This is a genomic window from Streptomyces sp. NPDC006711, from assembly GCF_042869775.1.
Taxonomy (GTDB): domain Bacteria; phylum Actinomycetota; class Actinomycetes; order Streptomycetales; family Streptomycetaceae; genus Streptomyces.
Map to the genome: position 1 here is coordinate 436305 of NZ_JBIAGO010000003.1, position 22658 is coordinate 458962.

Annotated in this window: 23 protein-coding genes; 14 read left to right on the plus strand and 9 right to left on the minus strand. The window is 71.8% G+C overall.

The features are described from left to right. Positions 1-62 precede the first annotated feature (62 nt). From ACFYM2_RS09700 to ACFYM2_RS09710, 3 genes are all read right to left on the minus strand, one after another. Positions 63-1001, minus strand: coding sequence for a RimK family alpha-L-glutamate ligase (locus ACFYM2_RS09700; protein WP_388834807.1), 939 nt, complete (start codon positions 999-1001; stop codon positions 63-65). A 105-nt stretch (positions 1002-1106) separates the two neighbouring features. Continuing rightward, positions 1107-2087, minus strand: coding sequence for a DUF6397 family protein (locus ACFYM2_RS09705; protein ID WP_388834810.1), 981 nt, complete (start codon positions 2085-2087; stop codon positions 1107-1109). Positions 2088-2209: 122 nt separating this feature from the next. After that, the gene (locus tag ACFYM2_RS09710) at positions 2210-2632 is read right to left on the minus strand and encodes a roadblock/LC7 domain-containing protein (protein WP_350228723.1); all 423 of its coding nucleotides are present in this window, start codon (positions 2630-2632) and stop codon (positions 2210-2212) included. A gap of 125 nt (positions 2633-2757) precedes the next feature. Between ACFYM2_RS09710 and ACFYM2_RS09715 the strand changes: the two genes are divergently transcribed. Further along, a complete protein-coding gene (locus ACFYM2_RS09715; RefSeq protein WP_388834813.1) occupies positions 2758-3360 on the plus strand; it encodes a class I SAM-dependent methyltransferase in 603 nt (200 codons plus the stop codon). A gap of 119 nt (positions 3361-3479) precedes the next feature. On the opposite strand, the gene ACFYM2_RS09720 is transcribed toward ACFYM2_RS09715, so the two are convergent. Continuing rightward, positions 3480-4238, minus strand: coding sequence for an alpha/beta fold hydrolase (locus tag ACFYM2_RS09720; RefSeq protein WP_388834816.1), 759 nt, complete (start codon positions 4236-4238; stop codon positions 3480-3482). A 152-nt stretch (positions 4239-4390) separates the two neighbouring features. Here ACFYM2_RS09720 and ACFYM2_RS09725 point away from each other — a divergent pair, with 152 nt between their 5' ends. The 4 genes from ACFYM2_RS09725 (at position 4391) to ACFYM2_RS09740 (ending at position 7199) form a co-directional block, all read left to right on the plus strand. Further along, entirely contained in the window at positions 4391-4912 is a 522-nt protein-coding gene (locus ACFYM2_RS09725; protein ID WP_359008939.1) for a PadR family transcriptional regulator, read from the plus strand. Positions 4913-5084: 172 nt separating this feature from the next. Then, positions 5085-5351 carry a hypothetical protein gene (locus ACFYM2_RS09730; protein ID WP_359008941.1) on the plus strand — a complete coding sequence of 89 codons (267 nt, stop codon included), beginning with the start codon at positions 5085-5087 and terminating at the stop codon, positions 5349-5351. Positions 5352-5445: 94 nt separating this feature from the next. Beyond that, complete coding sequence (locus ACFYM2_RS09735) at positions 5446-6534, plus strand: hypothetical protein (protein ID WP_359008943.1); 1089 nt, start codon at positions 5446-5448, stop codon at positions 6532-6534. A gap of 206 nt (positions 6535-6740) precedes the next feature. Further along, on the plus strand, positions 6741-7199 hold the full coding sequence (locus ACFYM2_RS09740) for an SAM-dependent methyltransferase (RefSeq protein ID WP_359008951.1): 459 nt from the start codon (positions 6741-6743) through the stop codon (positions 7197-7199). A gap of 39 nt (positions 7200-7238) precedes the next feature. Here ACFYM2_RS09740 and ACFYM2_RS09745 read toward each other — a convergent pair whose 3' ends face one another. From ACFYM2_RS09745 to ACFYM2_RS09755, 3 genes are all read right to left on the minus strand, one after another. Next, positions 7239-7802, minus strand: a complete 564-nt coding sequence (locus ACFYM2_RS09745) for an MOSC domain-containing protein (protein WP_359008945.1) — start codon at positions 7800-7802, stop codon at positions 7239-7241. Between the two features lie 241 nt (positions 7803-8043). Beyond that, a complete protein-coding gene (locus ACFYM2_RS09750) occupies positions 8044-8226 on the minus strand; it encodes a hypothetical protein (protein WP_350228730.1) in 183 nt (60 codons plus the stop codon). A gap of 120 nt (positions 8227-8346) precedes the next feature. Beyond that, positions 8347-9408, minus strand: a complete 1062-nt coding sequence (locus ACFYM2_RS09755; protein ID WP_388834818.1) for a fatty acid desaturase family protein — start codon at positions 9406-9408, stop codon at positions 8347-8349. A 259-nt stretch (positions 9409-9667) separates the two neighbouring features. Between ACFYM2_RS09755 and ACFYM2_RS09760 the strand changes: the two genes are divergently transcribed. The 7 genes from ACFYM2_RS09760 (at position 9668) to ACFYM2_RS09790 (ending at position 19977) form a co-directional block, all read left to right on the plus strand. Continuing rightward, on the plus strand, positions 9668-12526 hold the full coding sequence (locus tag ACFYM2_RS09760; protein ID WP_388834820.1) for a DEAD/DEAH box helicase: 2859 nt from the start codon (positions 9668-9670) through the stop codon (positions 12524-12526). Further along, positions 12523-13791, plus strand: coding sequence for an SWF or SNF family helicase (locus ACFYM2_RS09765; protein ID WP_388834823.1), 1269 nt, complete (start codon positions 12523-12525; stop codon positions 13789-13791). The genes ACFYM2_RS09760 and ACFYM2_RS09765 overlap by 4 nt, the downstream gene beginning before the upstream one ends. Positions 13792-13960: 169 nt before the next feature. Further along, positions 13961-15454, plus strand: coding sequence for an APC family permease (locus ACFYM2_RS09770; protein ID WP_358998851.1), 1494 nt, complete (start codon positions 13961-13963; stop codon positions 15452-15454). Continuing rightward, a complete protein-coding gene (locus ACFYM2_RS09775; protein WP_358998854.1) occupies positions 15451-16479 on the plus strand; it encodes an acetamidase/formamidase family protein in 1029 nt (342 codons plus the stop codon). The genes ACFYM2_RS09770 and ACFYM2_RS09775 overlap by 4 nt, the downstream gene beginning before the upstream one ends. 16 nt (positions 16480-16495) lie before the next feature. Next, positions 16496-17071 (plus strand): peptidoglycan recognition family protein, encoded by a 576-nt coding sequence (locus ACFYM2_RS09780; RefSeq protein ID WP_358998857.1) that lies wholly within the window; start codon positions 16496-16498, stop codon positions 17069-17071. A gap of 34 nt (positions 17072-17105) precedes the next feature. Next, a complete protein-coding gene (locus tag ACFYM2_RS09785; RefSeq protein ID WP_388834827.1) occupies positions 17106-18398 on the plus strand; it encodes a GAF domain-containing protein in 1293 nt (430 codons plus the stop codon). Between the two features lie 55 nt (positions 18399-18453). Next, positions 18454-19977, plus strand: coding sequence for an aldehyde dehydrogenase family protein (locus ACFYM2_RS09790; protein ID WP_388834830.1), 1524 nt, complete (start codon positions 18454-18456; stop codon positions 19975-19977). Here ACFYM2_RS09790 and ACFYM2_RS09795 read toward each other — a convergent pair. Both ACFYM2_RS09795 and ACFYM2_RS09800 read right to left on the minus strand, forming a co-directional pair. Then, the gene (locus tag ACFYM2_RS09795; protein WP_388834833.1) at positions 19974-20204 is read right to left on the minus strand and encodes a helix-turn-helix domain-containing protein; all 231 of its coding nucleotides are present in this window, start codon (positions 20202-20204) and stop codon (positions 19974-19976) included. The two genes, ACFYM2_RS09790 and ACFYM2_RS09795, sit on opposite strands and share 4 nt — an antisense overlap. A gap of 347 nt (positions 20205-20551) precedes the next feature. Further along, a complete protein-coding gene (locus ACFYM2_RS09800; RefSeq protein ID WP_358998866.1) occupies positions 20552-21490 on the minus strand; it encodes a DMT family transporter in 939 nt (312 codons plus the stop codon). A gap of 155 nt (positions 21491-21645) precedes the next feature. Here ACFYM2_RS09800 and ACFYM2_RS09805 point away from each other — a divergent pair, with 155 nt between their 5' ends. Further along, positions 21646-22098, plus strand: coding sequence for an Lrp/AsnC family transcriptional regulator (locus tag ACFYM2_RS09805; RefSeq protein WP_358998869.1), 453 nt, complete (start codon positions 21646-21648; stop codon positions 22096-22098). Between the two features lie 51 nt (positions 22099-22149). Beyond that, positions 22150-22638, plus strand: coding sequence for a transposase (locus ACFYM2_RS09810; protein ID WP_388835128.1), 489 nt, complete (start codon positions 22150-22152; stop codon positions 22636-22638). The last annotated feature ends 20 nt before the right edge of the window (positions 22639-22658 follow it).

Genomic DNA, 22658 nt, shown 5'->3' on the forward strand with positions numbered 1-22658 from the left:
CTGACGCTCGGCCGCATCCACGTTTTCCGGCGCCCCCGGCCCGGCCGCCGCCGTCCTGTGGCTCACCGGACCTCCCCCGCCCCCGCTGACGTCCGGACCGGCCGTGCGACAGCGGTCGCCGCCTCGTTCGCGAACGGCTGCTTGGGGATGTGTCCGGCGCCGGAGACGAAGGCCGCGGCGGCGACCGCGCTGCCCGTACGGGCCAGTTCGACCACGGCCCTGGCCACCTTGGCCGCCGCGTCCGGGACCTGGCGGAAGCTCGGGAAGTCGTTCACATCGACGACCACGGGCCCGTCCGGGCCGAGCAGCACGTCCACCCCGTACAGGTCGAGGCCGTAGACCGCACCGACCTGGTCGACGATGGCGGCCACTTCGGCGGGCAGCGGTACATGCCGTTCGCGCACGCCCCGGTCGGGGTGGAGCGGTGAGCGGCGCTCCGTTGCGTACAGCTCGCCCCCGACGCAGTACACCTTCAGGTCGATGCCCGAGTTGGGGATGTAGGGCTGGGCTATGAGCATTCCCTCGCCTGCCAGGTCGGGCAGCATCGAAGCCAGCCGGTCCGGCGACGGCACGAGGTGCACGGCCCGCCCCGAGCTCCCGTCGGCGGGCTTCACCACCAGCGGGTACTGCGAGTCCGGGATCTCCAGGAGCAGTTCGGGTCTGGCCGCCGCGTACGTCATCGGCACCGGCAGGCCCCGGCTGCGCCCGATGGCCGACGCCAGCGCCTTGTCCCGGACCCCCCGGATGGACCGCACGTCGTTGACCGTGGTCAGCCCCACCGCTGCGGCGGCCTCCAGGAGCGGGAGCCCCGGGCCGCCGGAGACGGTCTTGAGCACCCAGGCGTCGTGGCTGCCCGCCTGGACCGCCTCGGACATCCGCAGCAGCGAGCCGCCCGGCCGGACCACATCGACCTGGTGGCCCCAGGCATCGAGTTGGCGGATCACCTCCACGGGCATGCCGTCATGGCGGTAGTGCTCTTCCACCAGGAAGCAGAGCCTCATCGACCTTCCCCGTAACGCCCGGACGTCCGCCGATCCCGTCCGGCGAGCTGTGACGTCACAGGATGTCATGAACCCCACCCCGATCGCCTCCCCGCCCCGGCCAGGCTACTTTCGCCGCCGCAGCCGCCGCAGCAGACTTCGCTGTACCGGCGCTCGCCCCCTTTCCGTGGCGGGCGGGCGCCCGGCGTGACGCGGCGCGGCGGCGGGATCCGGCCTCGCCTGCCCAAAGGGCCACGGCGCCGGCGCCTGCCCGATCACCTCGGTGCCCAACTCCACCGCCGTGTCGGCGAGGGGACGAGGGGCCGGGCCCTGGTCGCGGGCGTCCGCGAGCGCTTCCACCAGACGCGAGCGGTACCACTCGATCTCGTCCGGCTCGTCCGCGAGGAGCAGCCGGTCAACGACGCCCTGGGCGATCGCGGACTCGGGATGCACGCGGAACGTATCGGGGCACAGCCGCCGCAAGCAGGCCCGTTCATAGGGATCCCGGACGATTTCCGCGAGGTGCGCGCCGTCGAGGGCGGAGGCGACCGCTGCCGCCAGCTCCCACTGGTCGTCGCTCTGGCGGGCGAGCATCGCGAGCCTTCGGCTGCGCCAGTTGCGCGCCCGCCAGTCCTGCGCGCCCGCAGGCTCCGGGTGGCGGCCGCTCAACAACTGCGGTTCACGCACGGCCAGTTCGACAAGTTCGTCCGCCAAGTACAGCCAGACAACCGCGCGGTAGCGGTTGAGGTAGCACCGCACCGGCGTGAGATGGCCGGTGCGGGCCAGCTTGGTGAAGCGCCCCGGTGCGACGCCGAGCAGGTCGGCGCCTTCGCGTGTGCCGACGGTCCGCGCCCGTTCGCGCAGGCCCTGCGGAAAATCCCGGGCGGCTCTGAGGCGGGCCACCTCGCGCGCGGTGACCCGCCGACGGCCGCCGCCCGGATCCGGCACGGTGCGGATGTGCCCCAGCTGCACGGCGAGGTCGAACTCGCCGCGCTTGAGCTCCAGTTCGCGAGCGGCGGCGCCGAGTGCGAGGCGCGTCCCGGCCGGGGCCGCCGCACCGGCGGCCACTGCGGGCACGACGGCGTTCTTGGTGGTGCTTACGGTCATCGGATCCTCCCCCGTGAGGAACGAGCATTCCTGGCGAATACTCTCGGTGACGACCGTAACCCGCCGCACGGACATCCCGCTCGGCCTGTGGACAACTCAATCCCGCCGCGCGAAACGCCAGTTCAGAAGGGTGCGCCTCCCAAGTCGCCGGAGGCTCCCGGCTGCCTGGCCGCCACCGAAAGGTGCTCGCCCACCCGGTTGACCAACAGCGTCATCTCGTACGCGATCTGGCCGATGTCGGCCTGCGCCGAGCCGAGCACGCACAGACAGCTCCCTTCGCCCGCAGCGGTGACGAACAGGACGCCCTCATCGAATTCGATCATGGTCTGGCGCACCTTGCCGGCCCGGAAGTGCAGGCCAGAGCCTTTGGCGAGGCTGTGCAGACCGGAGGAGACGGCGGCCAGGTGCTCCGCGTCCTCACGCTCAAGACCCGAACTCGCGGCGGTCACCAGACCGTCGTTGGACAGCACGATCGCGTGCCGTACGTACTCGACCCGCCGGGTCAGGTCGTCGAGCAGCCAGTCGAGTTCCTTGCTCAGTGCCATGTCAAGCCTCCCCGTTCAAGCAATTCCCCGTTCCCCGTTCCTCTGCCACCCTTCACCACCCGCGCGCCACGGGCAAGCGGTACCGGGCGCGGTGAGTCGGCCATGGGGTGGGGGATCATGGCGGTATGGCCGAAGACCACCACACACACGTCCAGGAATTCTTCGCCGCGCGGGCGGCCGACTGGGACCGCAGGTTCCCCGACGACGGCCCGGCGTACGCGGCGGCCGTCGCGGAACTAGGGCTCGCGCACGGCGACGCGGTGCTCGACGCTGGATGCGGCACCGGCCGCGCCCTGACGCCGCTGCGCACCGCGGTGGGCCCGCGCGGCACCGTCATCGGCGTGGACCTCACGCCCGAGATGATCGCCGAAGCCGCCTCGGCCGGCCGCGATCAGTACGCCGCGCTGCTGCGCGCGGACGTGGCCCGGTTGCCGTTGCGCTCGGCCTCCCTCGATGTGGTCTTCGGCGCCGGCCTGATCTCCCACCTGGCCCAACCCGGGACTGATCTGCGGGAGTTGGCGCGCGTCGTGCGTCCGGGTGGCCGCCTTGCCCTGTTCCACCCCATCGGCCGTTCGGCGCTCGCCGCCCGGCAGGGGCGCCGGATCACCGACGACGACCTGCGCGCCGAGCCACGGCTGCGACCACTGCTCGCGTCGGCCGGCTGGCGCCTGCTGTCGTACGCCGACGAGGACGAGCGCTACCTCGCGGTGGCCGTGCGCGAGGGATGACGGGGCCGCGAGGCGTGGCGGTCGCGGGCCGGGCGCCGGCCCGTGCCGGGGTGGGTGTGCACGCTGACGGCGGCCGCCTCCGCGGGCCGCCGGGGGCCCGTCCCGGCGGCCCGGTCCCGTCAGCCCCGCCCTGCCACCTCTCGTACGAAGGCCTCGGGCTGATCGAACATGATGTTGTGTCCCGCGTCCGGGACCGTCACGACCCGGACGCCCGAGGCGATGAGCTCCGCGCGCCCGGCCGGCTCTCCGTCGAGTCCGCCCACCACATACGTGCGCTCGACCGGGAGTGCGCGCAGCAACTCGCGCATCGTCGGCCGCGTACCGCGCACGAGGGCGACAGCGGTGCGGTGCAGAGCCAGCGGATCGGCCAGCCGCATGGTCGCCGCCCACAGCGGACCGACGCGGGCGAGCACGTCTTCGAAGCCGGTACCCCGCGTGAACTCCTCCTCGGTGTACGACGCGATGCCGCTGCTGCCCGCCGAGGGGGCCGGGTTCGGATCGAGGTTGGCCTCCGTCAGCACGAGTCGGGCGACGAGGTCGGGGCGGCGGGCGGCGAGCACGATGGCCACCGCCCCGCCCATGCTGTGCGCCACCAGTTCGGCGCCCGTGACCCGCGCCGCGTCCAACGCCGCCGCGAGGGCGTCCGCGTGCTCCTCCAGGGTGTAGCCGAAGCTCGCGGGGCGGTCGCTGAGGCCGTGACCGGGCAGATCGACGAAGAGCTGTCGCCGCCCCGCGAGCGCGCGATGGCCCGCGATATGCGCGTGGTAGACGGCCGACATGGAGCCCAGGCCGTGCACATACACGAGCGCGCGCCCCTCCCCCGCGCACTCCGTCCACCGGATCTGGCTCCCCTGCCCGTCGAATTCCGCCTGCCGCATGAGCGCTCCCCGTTCTCCGATCATTTGGCGGCGCCGGTCCGGGCGCCGTGTGACACCCGGGACCGCTCGCCGCGCCCCGTCCGGGCTGACCATACATCGGGAACGTAGTACTACGTCAACGATGTACTTCACGGTTGAGGCAGAATGCGTGCATGCTCGAACTCGCCATCCTGGGATTCCTCCACGAAGCTCCGCTGCACGGCTATGAGCTGCGCAAGCGCATCACCGCCCTGACCGGCCATGTGCGCCCGGTCGGCGAAAGCACGCTCTATCCGGCGATCAAACGGCTGGAGAAGGCGGGCCTGCTGGCCCGGGAGACCCAGCCGGGGGCGGCGGCAGCGCCCCGGCACACGCTGACCCTGACGACGGCGGGCCGCGCCGAGCTGACACGCCGGCTCGCCGAGCCCGACCGCCTCGACATCACCGACGAGAACCGCTGGTTCACGCTGCTCGCGTTTCTGCGCCATCTGTCCGCCCCGTCGGACCAGGCCGCCGTGCTGCGCCGCAGGCTGGCCTTCCTCGAAGAGCCGGCGAGCTTCTTCTACGACGGTGAACGTCCCATCAGCGCCGAGGAGTTGGACGATCCCTTCCGGCGCGGCATCCTCACGATCGCCCGGGCCACCAGCGCCGCCGAACTCAAGTGGCTCCGCGCCACGCTGCGTTCACTGGAGTGAGGCGGCTTCGGGGCGAGTCTCAGGTTCCGCTCCACGGGCCGGGCGGGGGCAAGTCGCCGACGCCGTCCTCTTTCTGCCGAGCGGGCACGACCCTACGTTGGGAGGACCACGGCAGAGATCGGCCCGCCGGACCCCGACGGGGCCGCACGCTGCCCGAGGAAGGGTGGTCCTGATGTTCGGGAGACCGCGCAAGACGGCTCGTTCGCAACCGGCCGCCGATCGCCACCACAACATCTTCGAGGCGGCGGCCGCATATGTGGCGGCCTGCGCGCTCGACGACCAGGACGGGCTGGAAGAGGCCGCGGGCTGGGTGTCGCCGGAAGCCCTGTCGTTCGGCGTGCGCGAGCTGGCCTGCCGGGCGGTCGTCGCCCTGGCCCACGAGCGCGGCGAGTCCCCCGGTGCCACCGCCCGGGAGCTGATGGGCCTGCCGCCCTCCTGAGGAACGCCCCCTCATCGGTGGCTTCCCGGCCCTCGACGTCCGCGTTACCCACTGGTTAAGGTGCGCCGACGAGCGAAGCGAAGGGGAGGATTCCGTGACCGGGACGGATGAGGCCGAAGCGGCCGCGACCGCGACAGACGAGGCGCTGTATGTGCTCACGGCCGCGCTCCTGACACCCGCGCAGTTCCCGACTGTGCTCGGTGACGACTACCCCGAGGCGTGCGCGGCGCTCGGTCTCGGGCCGTACGCCCAGGGCTACGGTCTCGTCCTCGGCCAGGACGGCTCGGGTGCGCGCTGGACGGTGGTCATCGACGACGTGTCGCTCGTGGCGGTCGCGATCGCGTCCTGGGACTGCGGAATGGAGTACGAGCTCTCGCCCGACGACCGCACCGTGGTGGCGGCGTTGCCGGGCTGGCCGCTGGAACTGGCCGTCTCGGTGCCCGGCGTTCCCGCCCCGCACGACCCGGAACCCGACCCGGAGGGTCCCCCCACGCTCACGCCGCCCGACACGAGCGAGTGGGGCCCGGCCCAGCGCCGACTCGGCGCGGACGCCGTCGCCTTGCAATGGCCCACGTGGCGCGAGCAGTTGGACACCGACACGTTCGGCGCGCCGCCGGGGTCGGCCGCTTCGGGCCCGGCCGGATCGCGGGGGCCGTCGGCGGATTCGGAGCCTGGGCCCGATGGGCGAGACGCCGAGGCGGGCGAGGGCGGCCGCGAAGGCACGCGCACGCCCGGCTCGCCTCCGGCAGCGGTCTTGCCCGACGACGAGGGCGGCGTCCCCGATGACGAGGGCGGCGCCGAGGACCCCGGCCACCGCGCAGGCCGCGACGCCGCCACCTCCGCCGAGCGGCGGGGCGATCGGGAAGCCGGAGCCGATGGCCCCCACGCCGACGAGCACCGGCACGGCGACGGCCGGCGTTCGGGCGTCGGCCGGGCCCTTCGCGAGCTGCGCGGCTACCTCGAATCCGCGCCCCCGGTCGGCCGCGTGCGGTCCGCGTTCGCGCCGGGCGGCGCCCGTACGCTGCGGGCCGACGGCCCGGGCTGGTCGCTGGTCGCCAGGACCGACGACGTCGCCTTCGTCCTCCTGGACGAGTGCCCCGGGCACGTCCACCCGGTGGGCCGCGACGAGGACCTGCCCCCGCTCCTGGAATCACTGGAGGCGATGGCGGTATGCCCGTCTTAAGGACGGCCCGGCCCGTCGGGACCGGGCTTCCCCCACGTCCGCTCCGTCAAGGCGTCTTGTCCTCCCGTCCAGTATCGTCCCCCGCGTGTCGATCAAGTGCCCCACGTGACAACGGGGTACGAGCCAACGGGGAAGGAAATGGCGTGACGGACAAGGTTGTTGAGGGCATCACGGGTGAGGCGGCGTCGGCCGTGAGCGGGGCCGACGTGGTGTGCCGGCCGGTGGGGTGGGTGGTCGGCGGCCGCGCCGAGGTCGCCGACGACCACTGGGACCGCGAGACGGCCGTGATCCGGCTCGACGCCGAGCAGTTCGGACCCGAGGCCCTGTACGGCCTCAAGGACTTCTCCCACCTCGAAGTGGTCTTCCACTTCGACCGGGTGGCGCCCGAGAAGATCGAGTCCGGCGCCCGGCGCCCGCGCAACAATCCGGAGTGGCCGCTGGTGGGCATCTTCGCCCAGCGGGGCAAGAACCGTCCCAACCGCCTCGGCGTCTCGCGCTGCCGCGTCCTCGCGGTCGAGGGACTTGAGGTGCGGGTCGCGGGACTGGACGCGGTGGACGGGACGCCGGTGCTCGACATCAAGCCGTATCTGGCGGAGTTCGGCCCGCGCGGTGAAACGGCGCAGCCCGAGTGGTCCGTGGAACTCATGCGGGACTACTACGAGTGAGACGGGTGACCGAGGCCTCGGTCACCCGGTGAGGGCCCGTCAGACCCGTTCCAGCGGGCGGTGCGGGCCCTCGGGCAGTTCGGCCGTGATGGTGTCGCCCGGCCGGATCTCACCGCCCGCGCGGACCACGCTCATGATCCCGGCCTTGCGCACGACGTTGCCGGCCTCGTCGCGGCCCACGACCTGCTTCAGAAGGCCGGCCTGGAAGCCCTCGATCTGAAGGCAGGGGTTGCGGAGCCCGGTGACCTCGACGACCGCCTCGGCGCCTATGCGCAGCAGGGTGCCGGTGGGCAGGGAGAGCAGATCGATGCCCTGGGTCGTCACGTTCTCGCCGAGCTGCCCGGGAGCCACCTCGAAGCCTTGCTCGGCGACCTCGTCGAACAGCTCGCGGTGGATCAGATGGACCTGGCGGAGGTTCGGCTGCGTCGGATCCTGGGCGACGCGTGAGCGGTGCTTGACCGTCACTCCCGCGTGCACGTCCCCCGCCACACCGAGCCCTGGCAGCAGCGTGATGCTGTCCCGGTTCGGCTTGGTGAAGGAGTACTCACCGTTGCTGCTGACCGCTGTGACCGTGCCCGTTCCCATGCCCGTGATCCCGCTCATCGTGCGGAGCTCCCCTCATTCCGTACCGCGTGACGGATCCGAGCCTAACCCGGCGGCCGACGGTGCCCCGTGGGTGCTAGGGGGTGTCTGGTGGACCATGGCCGGGGGCGCGGCGTCTGGCACGGCACCTCGCGGCGTTGCCGAATCGCCCCGATAGCTCCGCTATCGAGACGCTCCGGCGCCTTGCGATGCACCGCACCAGACGCCGCGCCCTGACCGACCCTGATCCACCAGACACCCCCTAGCGGCCCAGCTCCTTGCGGGATATGTGCCGCAGTCGGCGCCGCTGGCCGGGATCCAGCATGAGGTAGGCCGCCACCGGAACGCCGATCAGGACGAGCAGGGCGAACCAGAATCCGATCAGAGGGATCAGGATGAGCCCCGCCACGACTCCACCGGCGGCGATCATCGCGCGCTTCGACATGTCCGTCGCCTTCCTTTTCGCGGCCTGTGAACGCACTTCCTGTCTGGACAACGCCCAGCGGCCCCCACCGGTTCCAGGCGGCCCCACATTGTTGCGGGCGCCCCCGACGATCTCGTCGGCTCACTTCCGCAGCGGCGCTCCGACCTCGTGCATGTGCCCGAGCGCCTGCCGGTAGGAGTCGATCAGCGAGGTCTGCGCGTAGGGGATGCCAAGGGCCGCGCAGTGGGCGCGCACCAACGGCTGGGCGAGCTTGAGGTGCGGGCGCGGCATGTTCGGAAAGAGGTGGTGCTCGATCTGGTAGTTCAGGCCGCCGAGGAACCAGTCGGTCAGGAGGCCGCCGCGTACGTTGCGCGAGGTCAGGACCTGCCGACGCAGATGACCCCAGGCCGAGGCCTCGGCGTCGTCCGGGTCGGGCATCTCCATGCCCTTGTGGTTGGGGGCGAAGGTCATCCCGAGGTGCAGGCCGAACAGCGCGTGGTGCACCAGGGCGAACACGAGGGCCTTGGCCGGGGACATGACCGTCAGGAGCAGGGTCGCGTAGCCGGCGAGGTGGGCCAGGAGCAGGGGCGCCTCGACGGCGCGTTCGCGGGGCGGCTGGCGCTTGAGGTCCTGGAATCCGTACACCTTGAGGGCGATGCCCTCAAGGAGCAGCATGGGGAAGAAGAGCCGGGCCTGGTTGCGGGTGAGCCAGCGGGCGAAGCCCGCGCGCTGCTCGGCCTGGCGCTGGGTCCACACGAGCGCGCCGACTCCGACATCGGGGTCCTTGTCCACGTGGTTGGGGTTGGCGTGGTGGCGGTTGTGCTTGTCGTTCCACCAGGCGTAGCTCATGCCGAGCAGCAGATCGCTGTGGAGCAGGCCGATGGCCCGGCCCGCGACCTTGCCCCGGGTTATCTGGGCATGGCCCGCGTCGTGACCGAAGAACGCGCCGCGCGCCCAGAACACGGAGAGCGGGAGGGCGAACAGCAGGGTCCACCAGGTGTCGCCGGTGAGCGCCATCGCGGTGATCGTCGCGCCCAGGGCCAGCAGGTTGACCACCATGCCGGTGACGTACCAGCCGACGCGCCGTTCGAGCAGGCCCTGCCCCTTCACCGCCTTGAGCAGGGGCGCGAACTCGCTGCCGGAACGTGGCGCGGCGGGGGCGCCCAGGCCCGTGGCGGGTTGCGGCATGGTCGCCTGTGACATGACGGCTCCGGTGGTCAAGAGGTCCCCCGCAGTTATCTGCGCTGACCTCACCGAACGTACGGAGCGGCGCCGCTGAGGACCATGGAGCCACCCCCCGCTCCCGCGCGGGGGGTTAGCCCGACCCCTGGGTGGTGCTGACCGCACCCCACCCACCCCTATGACGCGGGTCACCTCTCTGCGCGCCCCGCCGAGCGGCACTTTGCTGTACCCTCGGCCCCTTCGGCCCGACGTAGTCAAATTTGAGGAATGCGTTATCGCTGTGCAGACGTTCCCCGCTCCCCCGCCGTCCCAGCTCGCCGAACTCGCCCGCTGCCACGTCACGTTCCTGCCCGCCGACCCCCCGCGCACCGGACGGATCGCCTTCTGGCCCACCGAGGGCGAAGCCCTCCCGGCCCTCGGGGGCGCCGTGGACGACCTCACCGTCGTCGGCTCCGACGTCTCGCTCCACACCGTGTCCGCCCTCCTGCTGCCCGTCCGGGACGCGCTGCCCCTGCTCACCCGTGTGCGCGCGTCGGCTCATGCGTCCCGGCCGAGCGCGTTCTGGGGCGCGGCCGCGCTCCTCGCGCTCCAACTCGTCGCGCGCGGGCGCCTGTTGCCCGGCCTCACGGCGAGCGACCACGACGCGTGGCGGGTCGGTCCGCTCGGCGCCGACGATCTCGACAAGGTGCGCGCGCTGGCGGCGGCCATGCCGCCCGAGGCGCACGCCACCCCGTTGGAACCGGCGTCCGGCGCGGCGGGCCCCCTCCTCCTGCCGGACCCCGAGCGGCTGCTGCGCGCCTTCCTCGACGCCGTCGCGGACGGGCTGCCGCGCACGCCAGGCGCGGCCCGCGCCACCGGCTCGCCCGCGTTCGCCGCCGAGGCACCGCAGCGGCTGCCCGAACACCGGGCCTGGGCGGCGGATCTGGCGGCAGGACACGACGCGGGCGTACGGATCTCGCTGCGCGTGGAACTGCCGGGGCTCGCGTCGGCCGACCCGGACGCCGCGGGCCCCGCGTTCCGTGTGGTGCTCCAGATGCACAGCGTCAGCGATCCCGCGCTGGTCGCGGACGCCGCCGAGGTGTGGGCGGAGCCCGCCACGGCCGCGCGGTTCGGTCCCCGCGCCCGCATGGACGCACTGCTCGCGCTGCGCCGGGCCGCCCGCGCCTGGCCGCCCCTGGCCCCGCTCCTGTCCGCCACCGTGCCGGACGCGGTGGAACTCGCCGACGAGGAAGCGGGCGAACTGCTCGGGGCGGCCTCGCGCACGCTGGCCGCGACCGGGGTCCAGGTGCACTGGCCCAGAAACCTCTCCCGTCGGCTGACCGCCCGCGCCGTCATCGGCCCGCGCGAAGACCAAGCGCGGACGTGGTCCGACGCGCCCTCGATGCTGGGCACCGACGCCCTGCTCGGCTTCGACTGGTCGTTCGCGATCGGCGAGACCCCACTGACCCGGCGGGAACTCGACGCCCTCGCCGAGGCGAGCCGCCCGGTCGTGCGGCTGCGTGACCAGTGGGTGCTGGTGGATCCCGAGGAGGCGCGGCGCGTCCGCGCCGCCCAGGACCGCAAGGTGACCCCCATCGACGCCCTGGCAGCCGTCCTCACCGGGTCGACCGAGCTCGACGGGCGGCGCGTCGAGGTCGAGGCGACGGGGTGGCTGGCCCGCCTGCGCGACCGGCTCGCCGACCCCGAGGCGGACCGCGAACAGCCCGTGGCCCAGCCGCCCGCGCTCACCGCGCGCTTGCGCGACTACCAGCTGCGCGGCCTCAACTGGCTCGCGGACATGACCTCGTTGGGGCTCGGCGGCTGTCTCGCAGACGACATGGGACTGGGCAAGACCATCACCCTGATCGCCCTGCATCTGCACCGCCAGAGCGATCCGGCGACGGCCGGCCCGACCCTCGTCGTCTGCCCCACCTCCCTGATGGGCAACTGGCAGCGGGAGATCGAGAAGTTCGCGAGCGGCACCCCCGTGCGCCGCTTCCACGCGGGCGCGCGCTCCCTCGCATCCCTCGCGGACGGCGAGTTCGTGCTCACCACATACGGCACGATGCGCCTCGACGCCGCCAAACTGGCCGCCGTCTCCTGGGGCATGGTCGTCACCGACGAGGCCCAGCACATCAAGAACCCGTACTCCGCGACGGCACGGCAGCTGCGCACCATCAAGGCCGGGGCCCGGGTCGCGCTCAGCGGCACCCCCGTCGAGAACAACCTCTCCGAGCTGTGGGCGATCCTCGACTGGACCACCCCCGGGCTGCTCGGCCGCCTCGGTACGTTCCGCGCGAAGTACGCGTCGGCGGCCGAGAGCGGCCAGGACCCGGCGGCCGCCGAACGGCTCTCCCGGCTCGTGCGGCCCTTCCTGCTGCGCCGCCGCAAGTCCGACCCGGGCATCGCCCCGGAGCTCCCGCCCAAGACCGAGACCGACCGCGCCGTCTCCCTCACCAAGGAGCAGACCGGTCTGTATGAGGCGGTGGTGCGCGAGACGCTGGCCGAGATCTCCGGTGCGGACGGATTCGAGCGGCGCGGCCTGGTGGTCAAGCTGCTGACCGCGCTCAAGCAGATCTGCAACCACCCCGCGCAGTACCTCAAGGAGGAGGACCCGGCCATCGCCGGCCGCTCCGGCAAACTCGAACTGCTCGACGAACTCCTCGACACCATCGTCGCCGAGGACGGCGCGGCCCTGGTCTTCACGCAGTACGTCCGCATGGCGCGCCTCATCGAGCGGCATCTCGCGGCGCGGGGCGTGCCCACGCTCTTCCTGCACGGCGGCACGCCGGTGGAGCGGCGCGAGCAGATGGTGCGCGACTTCCAAAGCGGTCAAGTCCCGGTGTTCCTGCTGTCGTTGAAGGCGGCGGGCACCGGCCTCAACCTCACCAGAGCCGGACACGTCATCCACTACGACCGGTGGTGGAACCCGGCCGTGGAGGCCCAGGCCACCGACCGCGCCTACCGCATCGGCCAGACCCAGCCCGTGCAGGTGCACCGGCTCGTCGCGGAGGGCACCGTCGAGGACCGGATCGCCGAGATGCTGGAGCGCAAGAGGGAGTTGGCAGACGCGGTGCTCGGCTCGGGCGAGTCCGCGCTGACCGAACTGTCCGACGCCGAGCTGACGGATCTGGTGGCGCTGCGAGGGAGCGGTCGATGAGCGGCACATACGAGAACGAGCGCACCTTCGAACCCCTTCCGCCCCCCAACGGCCGCGCCTTCGCGACCACTTGGTGGGGCCGGGCCTGGCTCAAGGCTCTGGAGGACACCGCGCTCGACGGACGCCAGCTCAAACAGGGCCGGCGCCTGGCCCGTGAGGGCGCGGTCGGCGCGGTGACCGTACGGCCGGGCCGGATCACCGCCGTCGTGCGCGAGCGGGACGGATCGCGCCACCGCGGCGACGTCCTCCTCCAGGCGCTGGACGAGGAGGGCTGGGACCGTTTCCTGACGATGACGGCCGAACGCGCCGGACACATCGCGGCCCTGCTCGACCGCGAGATGCCACCGCACCTGGTGGAGGACGCGGCGAGCGCGGGGGTGGAACTCCTGCCCGCCATCGGGGACTTGGAGCCCACGTGCAGTTGTGAGGCCTGGGACCACTGCCCGCACACCGCGGCGCTCTGCTACCAGATGGCGCGCCTGCTCGATCAGGATCCGTTCGTGCTGCTCCTGCTGCGGGGGCGCCCCGAGCGCGCCCTCCTCGACGCCCTTCAGGAACGCGGCGCGGCCCCGGCCACGGACGAGCCCATGAGGGCATGTGGCGTGCCGGCCGACGAGGCGTTCGCGGCCAGGGACATCGTCGCGCCGCTGCCCGCGCCACCGACCCTCCCGCCGGAGCCGGGCGAGCCCGCGCGCCTCGACACCGAGACGCCGCCGGAGCCGGGGGTGGACCCTGCGGCCCTGGAGTTCCTTGCCGCCGACGCCGCCGGACGCGCGCACCGCATGCTCGCGGACGCGCTCGCGCCCGACCACGAACGCCGCGCTCCCGAAGCCGAGTTGACGGCGGATCAAGACACGGTCCGGCTGGCGTACGGGTGCCGCGACGGCCGGGTGACCGCCCGGCTGGCCGCCGCCTCGGGCCGCCGGCCGGCCGATCTCGCGCAGGCAGCGCGGGCCTGGCGCTTCGGCGGCGCCCCGGCGCTGCGCGTACTGGAGGAGGAGTGGACTTTGGGCGCGTCGGAACTGGCCCGGGCCGTGGCGGCCCTGGACCGCGCCTGGGCCGGGGGCGAGCGCCCGGCGCTGCGGTCGGCCGGGACCAACCGGTGGACGGCGACCGGCCGCCACGCCCAGCTGCGGCTCGGCCACGACGGGCGCTGGTGGCCCTACCGCAAGGAGAGCGGACGCTGGGTGCCCGCGGGAGCCGCCGACCACGACCCGGCGGCGGCCCTCGCGCCCCTGCTCGCCGACGGCGGCGCCGAGGACTGATCTGCGCGGTGCGGGGAGGGCCGAGGCACCCGTTCGCGGACGTCGCGCCCCCTTCCCCGCACCATTCGCCGCCGCGCGCGGTGGCTCGTCCTCTTCCGCCCCGCGCGCCCCGGACCGTACGGTAACTCCCGCGATACGCTTGCTTGTTGGGCGACCAAGGGAGCCTACGGTGCCGGGGAAACCCCCAACGAGTACGGACGCCGGCCTCGCGCGCGGGGCGGTCGGTCTGCGCGATGTGCTGTTCCAGAGCGTCACGGCGATGGCGCCCGCCGCGGCCGTCGCCGCATCCATTCCGGCGGGCGCCGCGTTCGCCGGCGGCAGCCTGCCGCTTTCGGTCCTGGTGGCGCTCGTGGCGTGCCTGTTCACGGCGTCGTGCGTCGCGGAGCTCGCCCACCAGCTGCCCGCCGCCGGCTCGGTCGCCACGTACAGCGCTCAGGGCCTGCACCCCGCCGTGGGCTTCCTGGTGGGCTGGGGCTATGTCTTCGTCGAGGCGCTGGTGCCGCCCCTGCTGCTGTTGCAGCTGGGCTTCACCACGGCGGGCACCCTGCATGAGCAGTGGGCGTCGTATCCGGCGGGTCTGTGGTGGCCGTGGTCACTGGCCGGAACCGTGGTCATAGCCGTCTCGGGGCACTTCGGGGCGCGGGCGTCGGCGCGCTTGGGAACGGCGCTCGGCATCTTCGAGGTACTGGTGTTCGTCACGTTCGCGGTCATGCTGATCGTGGCGGCCGGCTCGGACAACACCCTTGCCGTGTTCGGCACTTCACACACGGCGCGGGGTTACGGCGGGTTCGGCGGGGTCTTCGCCGGTTCGGTCTACACGGTGCTGGCGTTCGCCGGGTTCGAGGCGGCGGCCCCGCTCGCCGAGGAGGCCCGTGACCCGCGCCGCACGGTGCGCCGGGCGGTCTTCGGCGCGGCCCTCGCCATAGGGGTGGTGTACGTCCTGACCACGTACGCGATGGCCGTCTACTTCGGCCCGGACCGGTTCGCCGGGTTCGGCGCGTCCGGCGGCGCCTCGTGGGAGGGCGTGGCGCGCGCCTCGTTCGGCCTCTTCTGGGTGATCCTGTTCCTCGCCGTGGTCAACTCCACGGTCGCGAACGCCAACGCCTGCTCCACCGTGTCCACCCGCACCGCCTTCGCCTTCGGCCGGATCGGAGTCTTCCCGCGTGCCTTCGCCCGTCTCCATCCCCGCCACCGCTCCCCCGTGACGGGCGTCGCCGCGCAGTTCGTGCTCGCGGTGGCCGTGATCCTCGGGCTCGGCCGGCACTACGGCCCGGTGACCGCGTTCACGCTGCTCGCCACCGTCATCGTCACGGTGATCATCGGCGTGTACATCGTGGTCGACCTGGCCTGCGCCGGATACTTTCTGCGGCGGCGCCGCGACCTGTTCAGCCCGCTGCGGCACGTGGTGTTCCCGGCGCTCGGCATCGCCGCGTTCGTGCCGGCGCTGCTCACCGCGGCGGGGATCCCGGCGTTCTCGTTCGTCGCCGAACTCACCCCGCCGGTGTCGTACGCGGGTCCCGTCGTCGGGGCATGGATGGTGGCGGGGATCGTCGTGCTCGCGGTGCTCGCGCGCCGCCGGCCGGAACGGCTTGCCGAGACCGGCCGTGTCCACCTCGTCGAACCCGACGAGGCCCCCGAGGAGACAGGAGCGGTACGAGGATGAGCGACGACCCGCGGATCCTGACCGTGCGGCCCAAGGAGAACGAGTACGCCTGGACCTTCGGCGGCGCTCCGCCGCTGGCCCGTGTGACACCGGGAACCGTGCTCGACCTGTACACCGAGGACTGTTTCGCCGGCCGGGTGCGCTCCGAGCGCGATCTGGTCTCCCGTGTCTGCGAGTTCCCCTTCCTCAATCCGCAGACCGGCCCCTTCCACGTCGAGGGCGCCGAGCCGGGCGACACGCTCGCCGTCCACTTCGTCTCGGTCCAGCCCGCGCGTGACTGGGCCGCGTCCACCACCGTCCCGCTGTTCGGGGCCCTCACCTCCACCCACACCACGGCCACGCTCCAGCCTCCGCTGCCGGAGACGGTGTGGATGTGGGAGCTCGACCGGACACGCGGGACGTGCCGGTTCCGGGCCCGCGAGAGCGACATCGAGGTCGAGCTGCCGATGGACCCGATGCACGGCACGGTCGGGGTGGCCCCGGCCCATTTGGAGGTGCGCTCCGCGCTGGTGCCGGACGCGCACGGCGGGAACATGGACACGCCCGAGATGCGCGCCGGTGTGACCTGCTACCTGGGCGTCAATGTGGAGGGCGCCCTGTTCAGCCTCGGTGACGGACATGCCCGCCAGGGCGAGGGCGAGACGTGCGGGGTCGCCGTGGAGTGCGCCATGAACACGGTGGTGGTGGTCGAACTCCTCAAGGGCCTCGCCACCCCCTGGCCGCGCATCGAGTCGGACACCCACATCATGTCGACGGGATCGGCCCGACCCCTCGAAGACGCTTTCCGCGTCTCACAGTTGGATCTGGTGCGCTGGCTGGAGCGCGACTACGGGCTCTCCGCGCTGGACGCCTACCAGCTGGTGAGCCAGGCGGGTGAAGCCCCGCTTGCCAACGTGTGCGACACCAACTACACCTGTGTCGCCAAGATCCGCAAGGAGTGGCTGCCCCGCCAGGGCGAGCCGCACCGGGGCCTGCACCGCCACCTGCGGGAGCGCTCGGCCCAACTCACCTCCCACCGCCCTTAGTTCAGGAGTGCCCGCGATGAACCGAAGAAGACTCCTCCAGGGCACGGCGGCCTCGGTCGCCGCCGGCCTCCTGTTCCCGGCGACCGACGCGGCCGCCGACGGCGCCACCGACTACCCCCGGGCACACTGGGTGCCCGCGTCGGCGTCCAACTACACCGCCTCGTCCAGGCCTTCGGCGTACCCGGTGGACTACGTCATCATCCACGTCACCCAGGAGACCTGGTCCAACACCATCGGCATCTTCCAGAACCCCGCGAAGAAGGTGTCCGCGCACTATGTGACGCGCTCGGCGGACGGATACATCGCGCAGATGGTCCGCGAGCGCGACATCGCCTGGCACGCGGGAAACTGGGACTACAACACCCGCAGCATCGGCATCGAACACGAAGGCTGGATCGACCAGCCGGCCTACTTCACCAACGCGCTGTACGAGCAGTCGGCGGCGCTCACGGCGTCGATCTGCGACCGGTACGGCATCCCGAAGGACCGCGAGCACATCCTGGGCCACTATCAGGTCCCCGGCACCGACCACACCGACCCGGGCCCGGAGTGGGACTGGGTGCGGTACATCCGTCTCGTCAACTTCGCCTGATCGCAAGGACGCTTCGGCGCATGAGGAGGACTCGGTGACCGACAGGCGGGACGAGTCCTGGGTGGCCCTTGACGCGGGAGCCGACGCCTTTGAGCGCAGCGTTCAACTCCGGCGCGCCCACGAGGAGTTCACGACTGCGGGCCGGGTGGTACGCCCCGTGCGTCCGCTGGTGGCGGCGTCCTGGCAGCGCTCGGCGCGGGCCCGGGTCAGCCCCGACGGCGCCGCCCCGGTGGAGCTGGACGAGGAGGAACTGTCGGCCTGCCGCGCGGTCCATCCCCTCGCCCATGTCCTGCCGGTGGTAAGGGAGTTGACCGGCCCCTACACCGGCGGGGGCGAGCATCTGGTCGCCATGTGCGACGCACGGGGCCGGCTCCTGTGGGTCGAGGGGCATCCCGGCGCGCGTCGCGCGGCCGCGCGGATGAACTTCGTACCCGGCGCCCGCTGGGCCGAGTCGACGGCGGGCACCAACGCGCCCGGCACCGCGCTGGCCGAGGACCGCCCGGTCCAGGTCTTCTCGGCGGAGCACTTCCGGCGCCCGGTACAGGCGTGGACCTGCGCCGCCGCCCCCGTGCACGATCCCCGCACGGGACGGCTGCTCGGCGCCGTCGACCTCACCGGCGGCGACGGCCTGGCCCACCCGCACAGCCTGGGTTTCGTGACGGCCCTCGCGCGGACGGTCGAGTCACAACTGGCCCTGCTCGCCCCGCCGCCCGCCCGCGACAGGGTCCAGCTCAGCGCCCTGGGCCGGGAGGAGGCCCTGCTCGTCGCGGGCGGCCGCGAACTGCGCCTGAGCCCGCGCCACAGCGAGATCGCGGTGGTACTCGCCCGCCACCCCGAGGGGCTGAGCGGCGAGGCACTGCACCTGTCCTTGTACGAGGACGAAACCATAAGCCCCGTGACCTTGCGAGCCGAACTGTCGCGCCTGCGCGCCCTGTTGGGACCCGAACTGCTCGCCTCCCGGCCCTACCGGCTGACCGCGCCCGTGGAGGGGGACTTCGACACGGTGGCCCGGCGGCTCGGCTCGGGCGCGGTGGCCGCCGCGATGAACGCGTACAGCGGGCCGCTCCTGCCCGGCTCACAGGCACCGGCCGTGGCCCGTCTGCGCCATTCGCTCGCCGGGCAGCTGCGCGCGGCGCTCATCGCGCGGGCCGATCCCGGGCTGCTGTCCGACTGGGCCTACAGCCCGTGGGGCGAGGACGACCTGCCGGTGTGGCAGGCCCTGGCCACCGCGCTTCCGGGCCCTCAACAGGCTTCGGCGCGGGCCCGGTTGGCGGAGCTGGCGGCCGAGCAGGGCCCGGCAACGGGATCGCAACGTCACCGCGCCTAACCTGCGCCCGTGCGCCGCCCAAGGGCGGGCGGCGCCGCCGAGGGAGGCCACGGAGATGACTCGTTACGCAGCGCCCGGCACCGAGGGCGCGCTCGTCTCGTTCCAGTCCCGCTACGACCACTGGGTCGGCGGCGCGTACGTGCCGCCCCAGCGCGGCCAGTACTTCGAGAACCCGAGCCCCGTGAACGGCCGCGCCTTCACCGAGATCGCCCGGGGCACAGCGGACGACATCGAGGCGGCGCTCGACGCGGCCCACGCGGCCGCCCCCGCCTGGGGCCGCACATCGCCCGAGGCCCGCGCGAACATCCTGCTCAAGATCGCGGACCGGATGGAGGCGCGGCTGGAAGCTCTCGCGGTCGCGGAGAGCTGGGAGAACGGCAAGCCCGTGCGCGAGACGCTGGCCGCCGACATTCCGCTCGCCATCGACCACTTCCGCTACTTCGCGGGTGCGCTGCGGGCCCAGGAGGGCGCGCTCAGCGAGATCGACGACGACACCGTCGCCTACCACTTCCACGAGCCGCTTGGTGTGGTCGGCCAGATCATCCCGTGGAACTTCCCGATCCTGATGGCGATGTGGAAGCTGGCCCCGGCGCTCGCGGCCGGCAACGCGGTGGTCCTGAAACCGGCCGAGCAGACCCCCGCGTCCATCCATGTGTGGCTTGACATCGTCGGGGACCTGCTGCCCCCGGGCGTGGTGAACGTCGTCAACGGGTTCGGCGTGGAGGCGGGAAAGCCGCTCGCGTCCAGCCCGCGCGTCGCCAAGATCGCGTTCACCGGCGAGACCACGACGGGGCGGCTGATCATGCAGTACGCCTCGGAGAACATCAAGCCGGTCACGCTCGAACTCGGCGGCAAGTCCCCCAACATCTTCTTCGACGACGTGTGGGCCAAGGACGACGACTTCCGCGACAAGGCGCTCGAGGGCTTCACCATGTTCGCCCTCAACCAGGGCGAGGTCTGTACCTGCCCCTCCCGCGCCCTGATCCAGCGCGGCCACTACGGCGAGTTCCTTGAGGCGGCGATCGACCGCACGGAGCGCATCCTGCCCGGCCACCCCCTGGACACCGAGACGATGATCGGCGCCCAGGCCTCCAACGACCAGCTCCAGAAGATCCTCTCCTACCTCGACATAGGCCAGCAGGAAGGCGCGAAGATCCTGACGGGCGGTCAACAAGTCTGTCAGACAGGTGAGTTGGCGGGTGGCTACTACGTCCAACCCACCATCTTCGAGGGCGACAACCGCATGCGGGTCTTCCAGGAGGAGATCTTCGGCCCCGTCGTGGCGGTGACGTCGTTCACCGACCTCGACGACGCGATCGCCACCGCGAACGACACGCTCTACGGCCTGGGCGCGGGCGTATGGACCCGCGACATGAACACCGCCTACCGCGCCGGCCGCGCCATCCAGGCGGGCCGCGTCTGGACCAACTGCTACCACGCCTACCCGGCGCACGCCGCGTTCGGAGGCTACAAGCAGTCGGGGATCGGCAGGGAGAACCACCGGATGATGCTGGAGCACTATCAGCAGACCAAGAATCTGCTGGTGTCGTACTCGCCGAAGAAGCTGGGCTTCTTCTAGAGCCTCAAAAAATAGGCGCCTGACCTGCTCTTTTGCCGGTCAGGCGCCTTCCGTTCGGCGCGCGCGGAGCGGGGCCCGGAATAGGTGCCGGATTCGATGCCACGCAGCTTGCGCTCGCTGATCCCCAGGGTGCGCGCGGCACGTGGCTGCGTGACGCCGGCGGCTTTCCTCCAGCGCTTGAGCATCGCGCCAAAGCCTATGAACTGGCCGGCGGGACGAGCGAACACGGGTTGCGCCTCAGCACGGGCACCGTCGAGGTGCTGCTCTGCGTCTGTGCCGGACGCCTCCTTTTCCGAGCACCGTCGGTGTTGGGCTGGTCCGGTTCGTTCGCGAGCATTGAGAGGGTGTTGAGCCCGTTTCTGGCAGCAGCCTCGTTCGTGCAGTTCACGGACCCTGAATGCCTGGCCGGGGTGCTGGTTGAAGGCGTGCACGATGGCCTGGTGTGCAGTCGTCGACTCGGGCGGATCGGCCGCGTCTCCGCCTCCGCTCGGCGCGAGTTCGGCGGGCCGTGGCCCCGGACGTGCGCTGGCCCCCATACGGTTTCAGGGTCCGGGAAGCCGGGTCTCCTGGGCCTTCAGGTGCGCTCGGTGACCGGGCTCGGCTCGGGAACCGCGGTTTTCTCGACGACTGTTCGGCGTTCGACCAATCCGAGGGCCACACCCGCGATGATGACCATCCCGCCAAGGGCCTGGGTGAGCCGGACTGTCTCCTTGTTGATCACCACAGCACCGAGCACACCGAACACGGGTACCAGGTTGAGAATGTTGACTGCGACGCTCGAAGACATCCTGCGCAGGCCGTAGTTGTAGAGGAGGAAGCCGCCGACGGAACACGCCACGGCCAGATGGATGAGCATCACCGAGGCCGAGGCGTCCGGCACCCGCCAGTCCCCGATCTCCAGGAGTGAGGCGAGCAGGAAGCCGGCGGCGCCCGCCACCGTCTGGTGGTAGGTGAGGTTCACCGCATCCTGCCCCCGGCCCGCGTACTTGCCCAGCACGTTGTATCCGGCCCACATCAGCCCGCCGAGCAGGAGCAGCACGTCACCGAACCAGCGTGCGCCGCCTCCGACTTCTGCCCCGTTGCGTACGACCAGGAAGGCTCCCAGAGCGGCGAGCAGCACGCCGCTGACCCGGAGCAGCGGCATCCTGGTCCGGAGGAGAGCCAGCTCCAGAAGCATGGTCATCAGCGGATAGGTGGCCACGATCAGGGAGGCGTCCGAGGCGGTCGACAGCTCAACGCCGATGTTCTCCAGCACGAAGTAGGCCGTGATGCCGAGCAGGCCGCTCAGGTAGATCATCCGCCGCTGGCGGGCGTTCGGCGGGGCGGCTGGGTTGCGGCGCATGCGCGCCATGATCGCGAGCAGCACGGCGGCGACAGTGAAGCGGATGGCCCCGGTGGTCAGCGGCCCGACGTCCGCCAGCACCTCCTTGGTCACCGCGTACGAGCTGCTCCACAACAGCGCGGCCGCCACGACTGAACAGATCGCCAGAGCCCTCGTCTTCCGTTCTTCCACCGCTGATGCCCTCTCGCCCGGAACCCTGACTCCGCCCTGACCGCACAGCAACGACGCGAATCATGAACGGGCTTTTGCGGGATACGCAAGAAAGCAATCCGGAAGAATGACAAGCCGGGCGAATATAATTCGGACCTTGAGGAGTGGAGCGGAACGTGGACGAACTAGATTCGGCGTTGCTGCGACTTCTGCAGCAAGACGGTCGGCGCACCAACCGAGACCTGGCACAGGAGTTGGGCATCGCGCCCTCCACCTGCCTGGAGCGAGTGCGCGCCCTCCGCGAGCGCGGTGTGCTGCTCGGATTCCATGCCGAGGTAGACCTCCCCTCGCTCGACCGAGGGCTGCAAGCGATGATCGCCGTGCGGGTGCGGCCGCCGACGCGTGCGGTCATTGAGCAGTTCAAAGCCTTCGTGGCGCGCATGCCCGAGGTGATGGCGGTCTTCGTGCTGACGGGCACCGACGACTTCCTCCTCCATGTCGCGGTTCGCGACACCGACCAGCTGCATTCCGTGGTTCTGGACAAGCTGACCGAGCGGCAAGAGCTCGCAGACGTACGCACCTCGGTGATCTACGGACACCTGCGCAAGAACATCATCGAGCCGATGTGAGAGGGCGGTAGGTCCCTGCTCTCGGTTCGTGATCGTTCGATCGTGGTACTGATCGCCGCACGGGCCGATTGCTCGGCATGTTCATGTTGCGATGCGAGCCATGAGCGAGAGCCGCATCCCAGCGACTTATCGGATGGGCAGTGGGTGTTGATCGAGCCGATGATCACGGCGTGGGGACAAAGGCAGGTGGAGCGGTCGGCGACCCAGTACCCCGGGACCTGTGATCTCCGGCAGGTTGTGAACGCGATCTTCTACCAGAACCGGACGTGCTGTCCGTGGCGCTACCTTCCCCATGATCTCCCGGCCTGGTCTACTCGTCGCCGTCGCCGTCGGCGCCGGCTGTCCGAGGCCTGGACCGTGTCCCTCACCGGACTCGACGGACCCCGACGCGAACTCCCACCACGAGAGTTCGCCAGCGGTGCCGCGTTGGGCCGTTTGCGAAGTTCCGCGCCGGCACCGCTCTTTGTTGCGCCCGAGTCGGCGGGACGATTCCCCGCTCAACCTCGTGTCATGCCCTGCCGTGGTGAGCGCAGGAGATAACCCCTACGGCCTAGCGGTGG

Excerpts from the sequence above, each read along its gene's own strand:
- ACFYM2_RS09725 (WP_359008939.1), top strand. The coding sequence starts at position 4,391 with ATGCTCGAACTCGCCATCCTGGGATTCCTCCACGAAGCTCCGCTGCAC.
- ACFYM2_RS09705 (WP_388834810.1), bottom strand. The coding sequence starts at position 2,087 with ATGACCGTAAGCACCACCAAGAACGCCGTCGTGCCCGCAGTGGCCGCC.
- ACFYM2_RS09710 (WP_350228723.1), bottom strand. The coding sequence starts at position 2,632 with ATGGCACTGAGCAAGGAACTCGACTGGCTGCTCGACGACCTGACCCGG.
- ACFYM2_RS09775 (WP_358998854.1), top strand. The coding sequence starts at position 15,451 with ATGAGCGACGACCCGCGGATCCTGACCGTGCGGCCCAAGGAGAACGAG.
- ACFYM2_RS09750 (WP_350228730.1), bottom strand. The coding sequence starts at position 8,226 with ATGTCGAAGCGCGCGATGATCGCCGCCGGTGGAGTCGTGGCGGGGCTC.
- ACFYM2_RS09790 (WP_388834830.1), top strand. The coding sequence starts at position 18,454 with ATGACTCGTTACGCAGCGCCCGGCACCGAGGGCGCGCTCGTCTCGTTC.
- ACFYM2_RS09745 (WP_359008945.1), bottom strand. The coding sequence starts at position 7,802 with ATGAGCGGGATCACGGGCATGGGAACGGGCACGGTCACAGCGGTCAGC.
- ACFYM2_RS09720 (WP_388834816.1), bottom strand. The coding sequence starts at position 4,238 with ATGCGGCAGGCGGAATTCGACGGGCAGGGGAGCCAGATCCGGTGGACG.
- ACFYM2_RS09765 (WP_388834823.1), top strand. The coding sequence starts at position 12,523 with ATGAGCGGCACATACGAGAACGAGCGCACCTTCGAACCCCTTCCGCCC.
- ACFYM2_RS09755 (WP_388834818.1), bottom strand. The coding sequence starts at position 9,408 with ATGTCACAGGCGACCATGCCGCAACCCGCCACGGGCCTGGGCGCCCCC.
- ACFYM2_RS09715 (WP_388834813.1), top strand. The coding sequence starts at position 2,758 with ATGGCCGAAGACCACCACACACACGTCCAGGAATTCTTCGCCGCGCGG.
- ACFYM2_RS09780 (WP_358998857.1), top strand. The coding sequence starts at position 16,496 with ATGAACCGAAGAAGACTCCTCCAGGGCACGGCGGCCTCGGTCGCCGCC.
- ACFYM2_RS09700 (WP_388834807.1), bottom strand. The coding sequence starts at position 1,001 with ATGAGGCTCTGCTTCCTGGTGGAAGAGCACTACCGCCATGACGGCATG.
- ACFYM2_RS09730 (WP_359008941.1), top strand. The coding sequence starts at position 5,085 with ATGTTCGGGAGACCGCGCAAGACGGCTCGTTCGCAACCGGCCGCCGAT.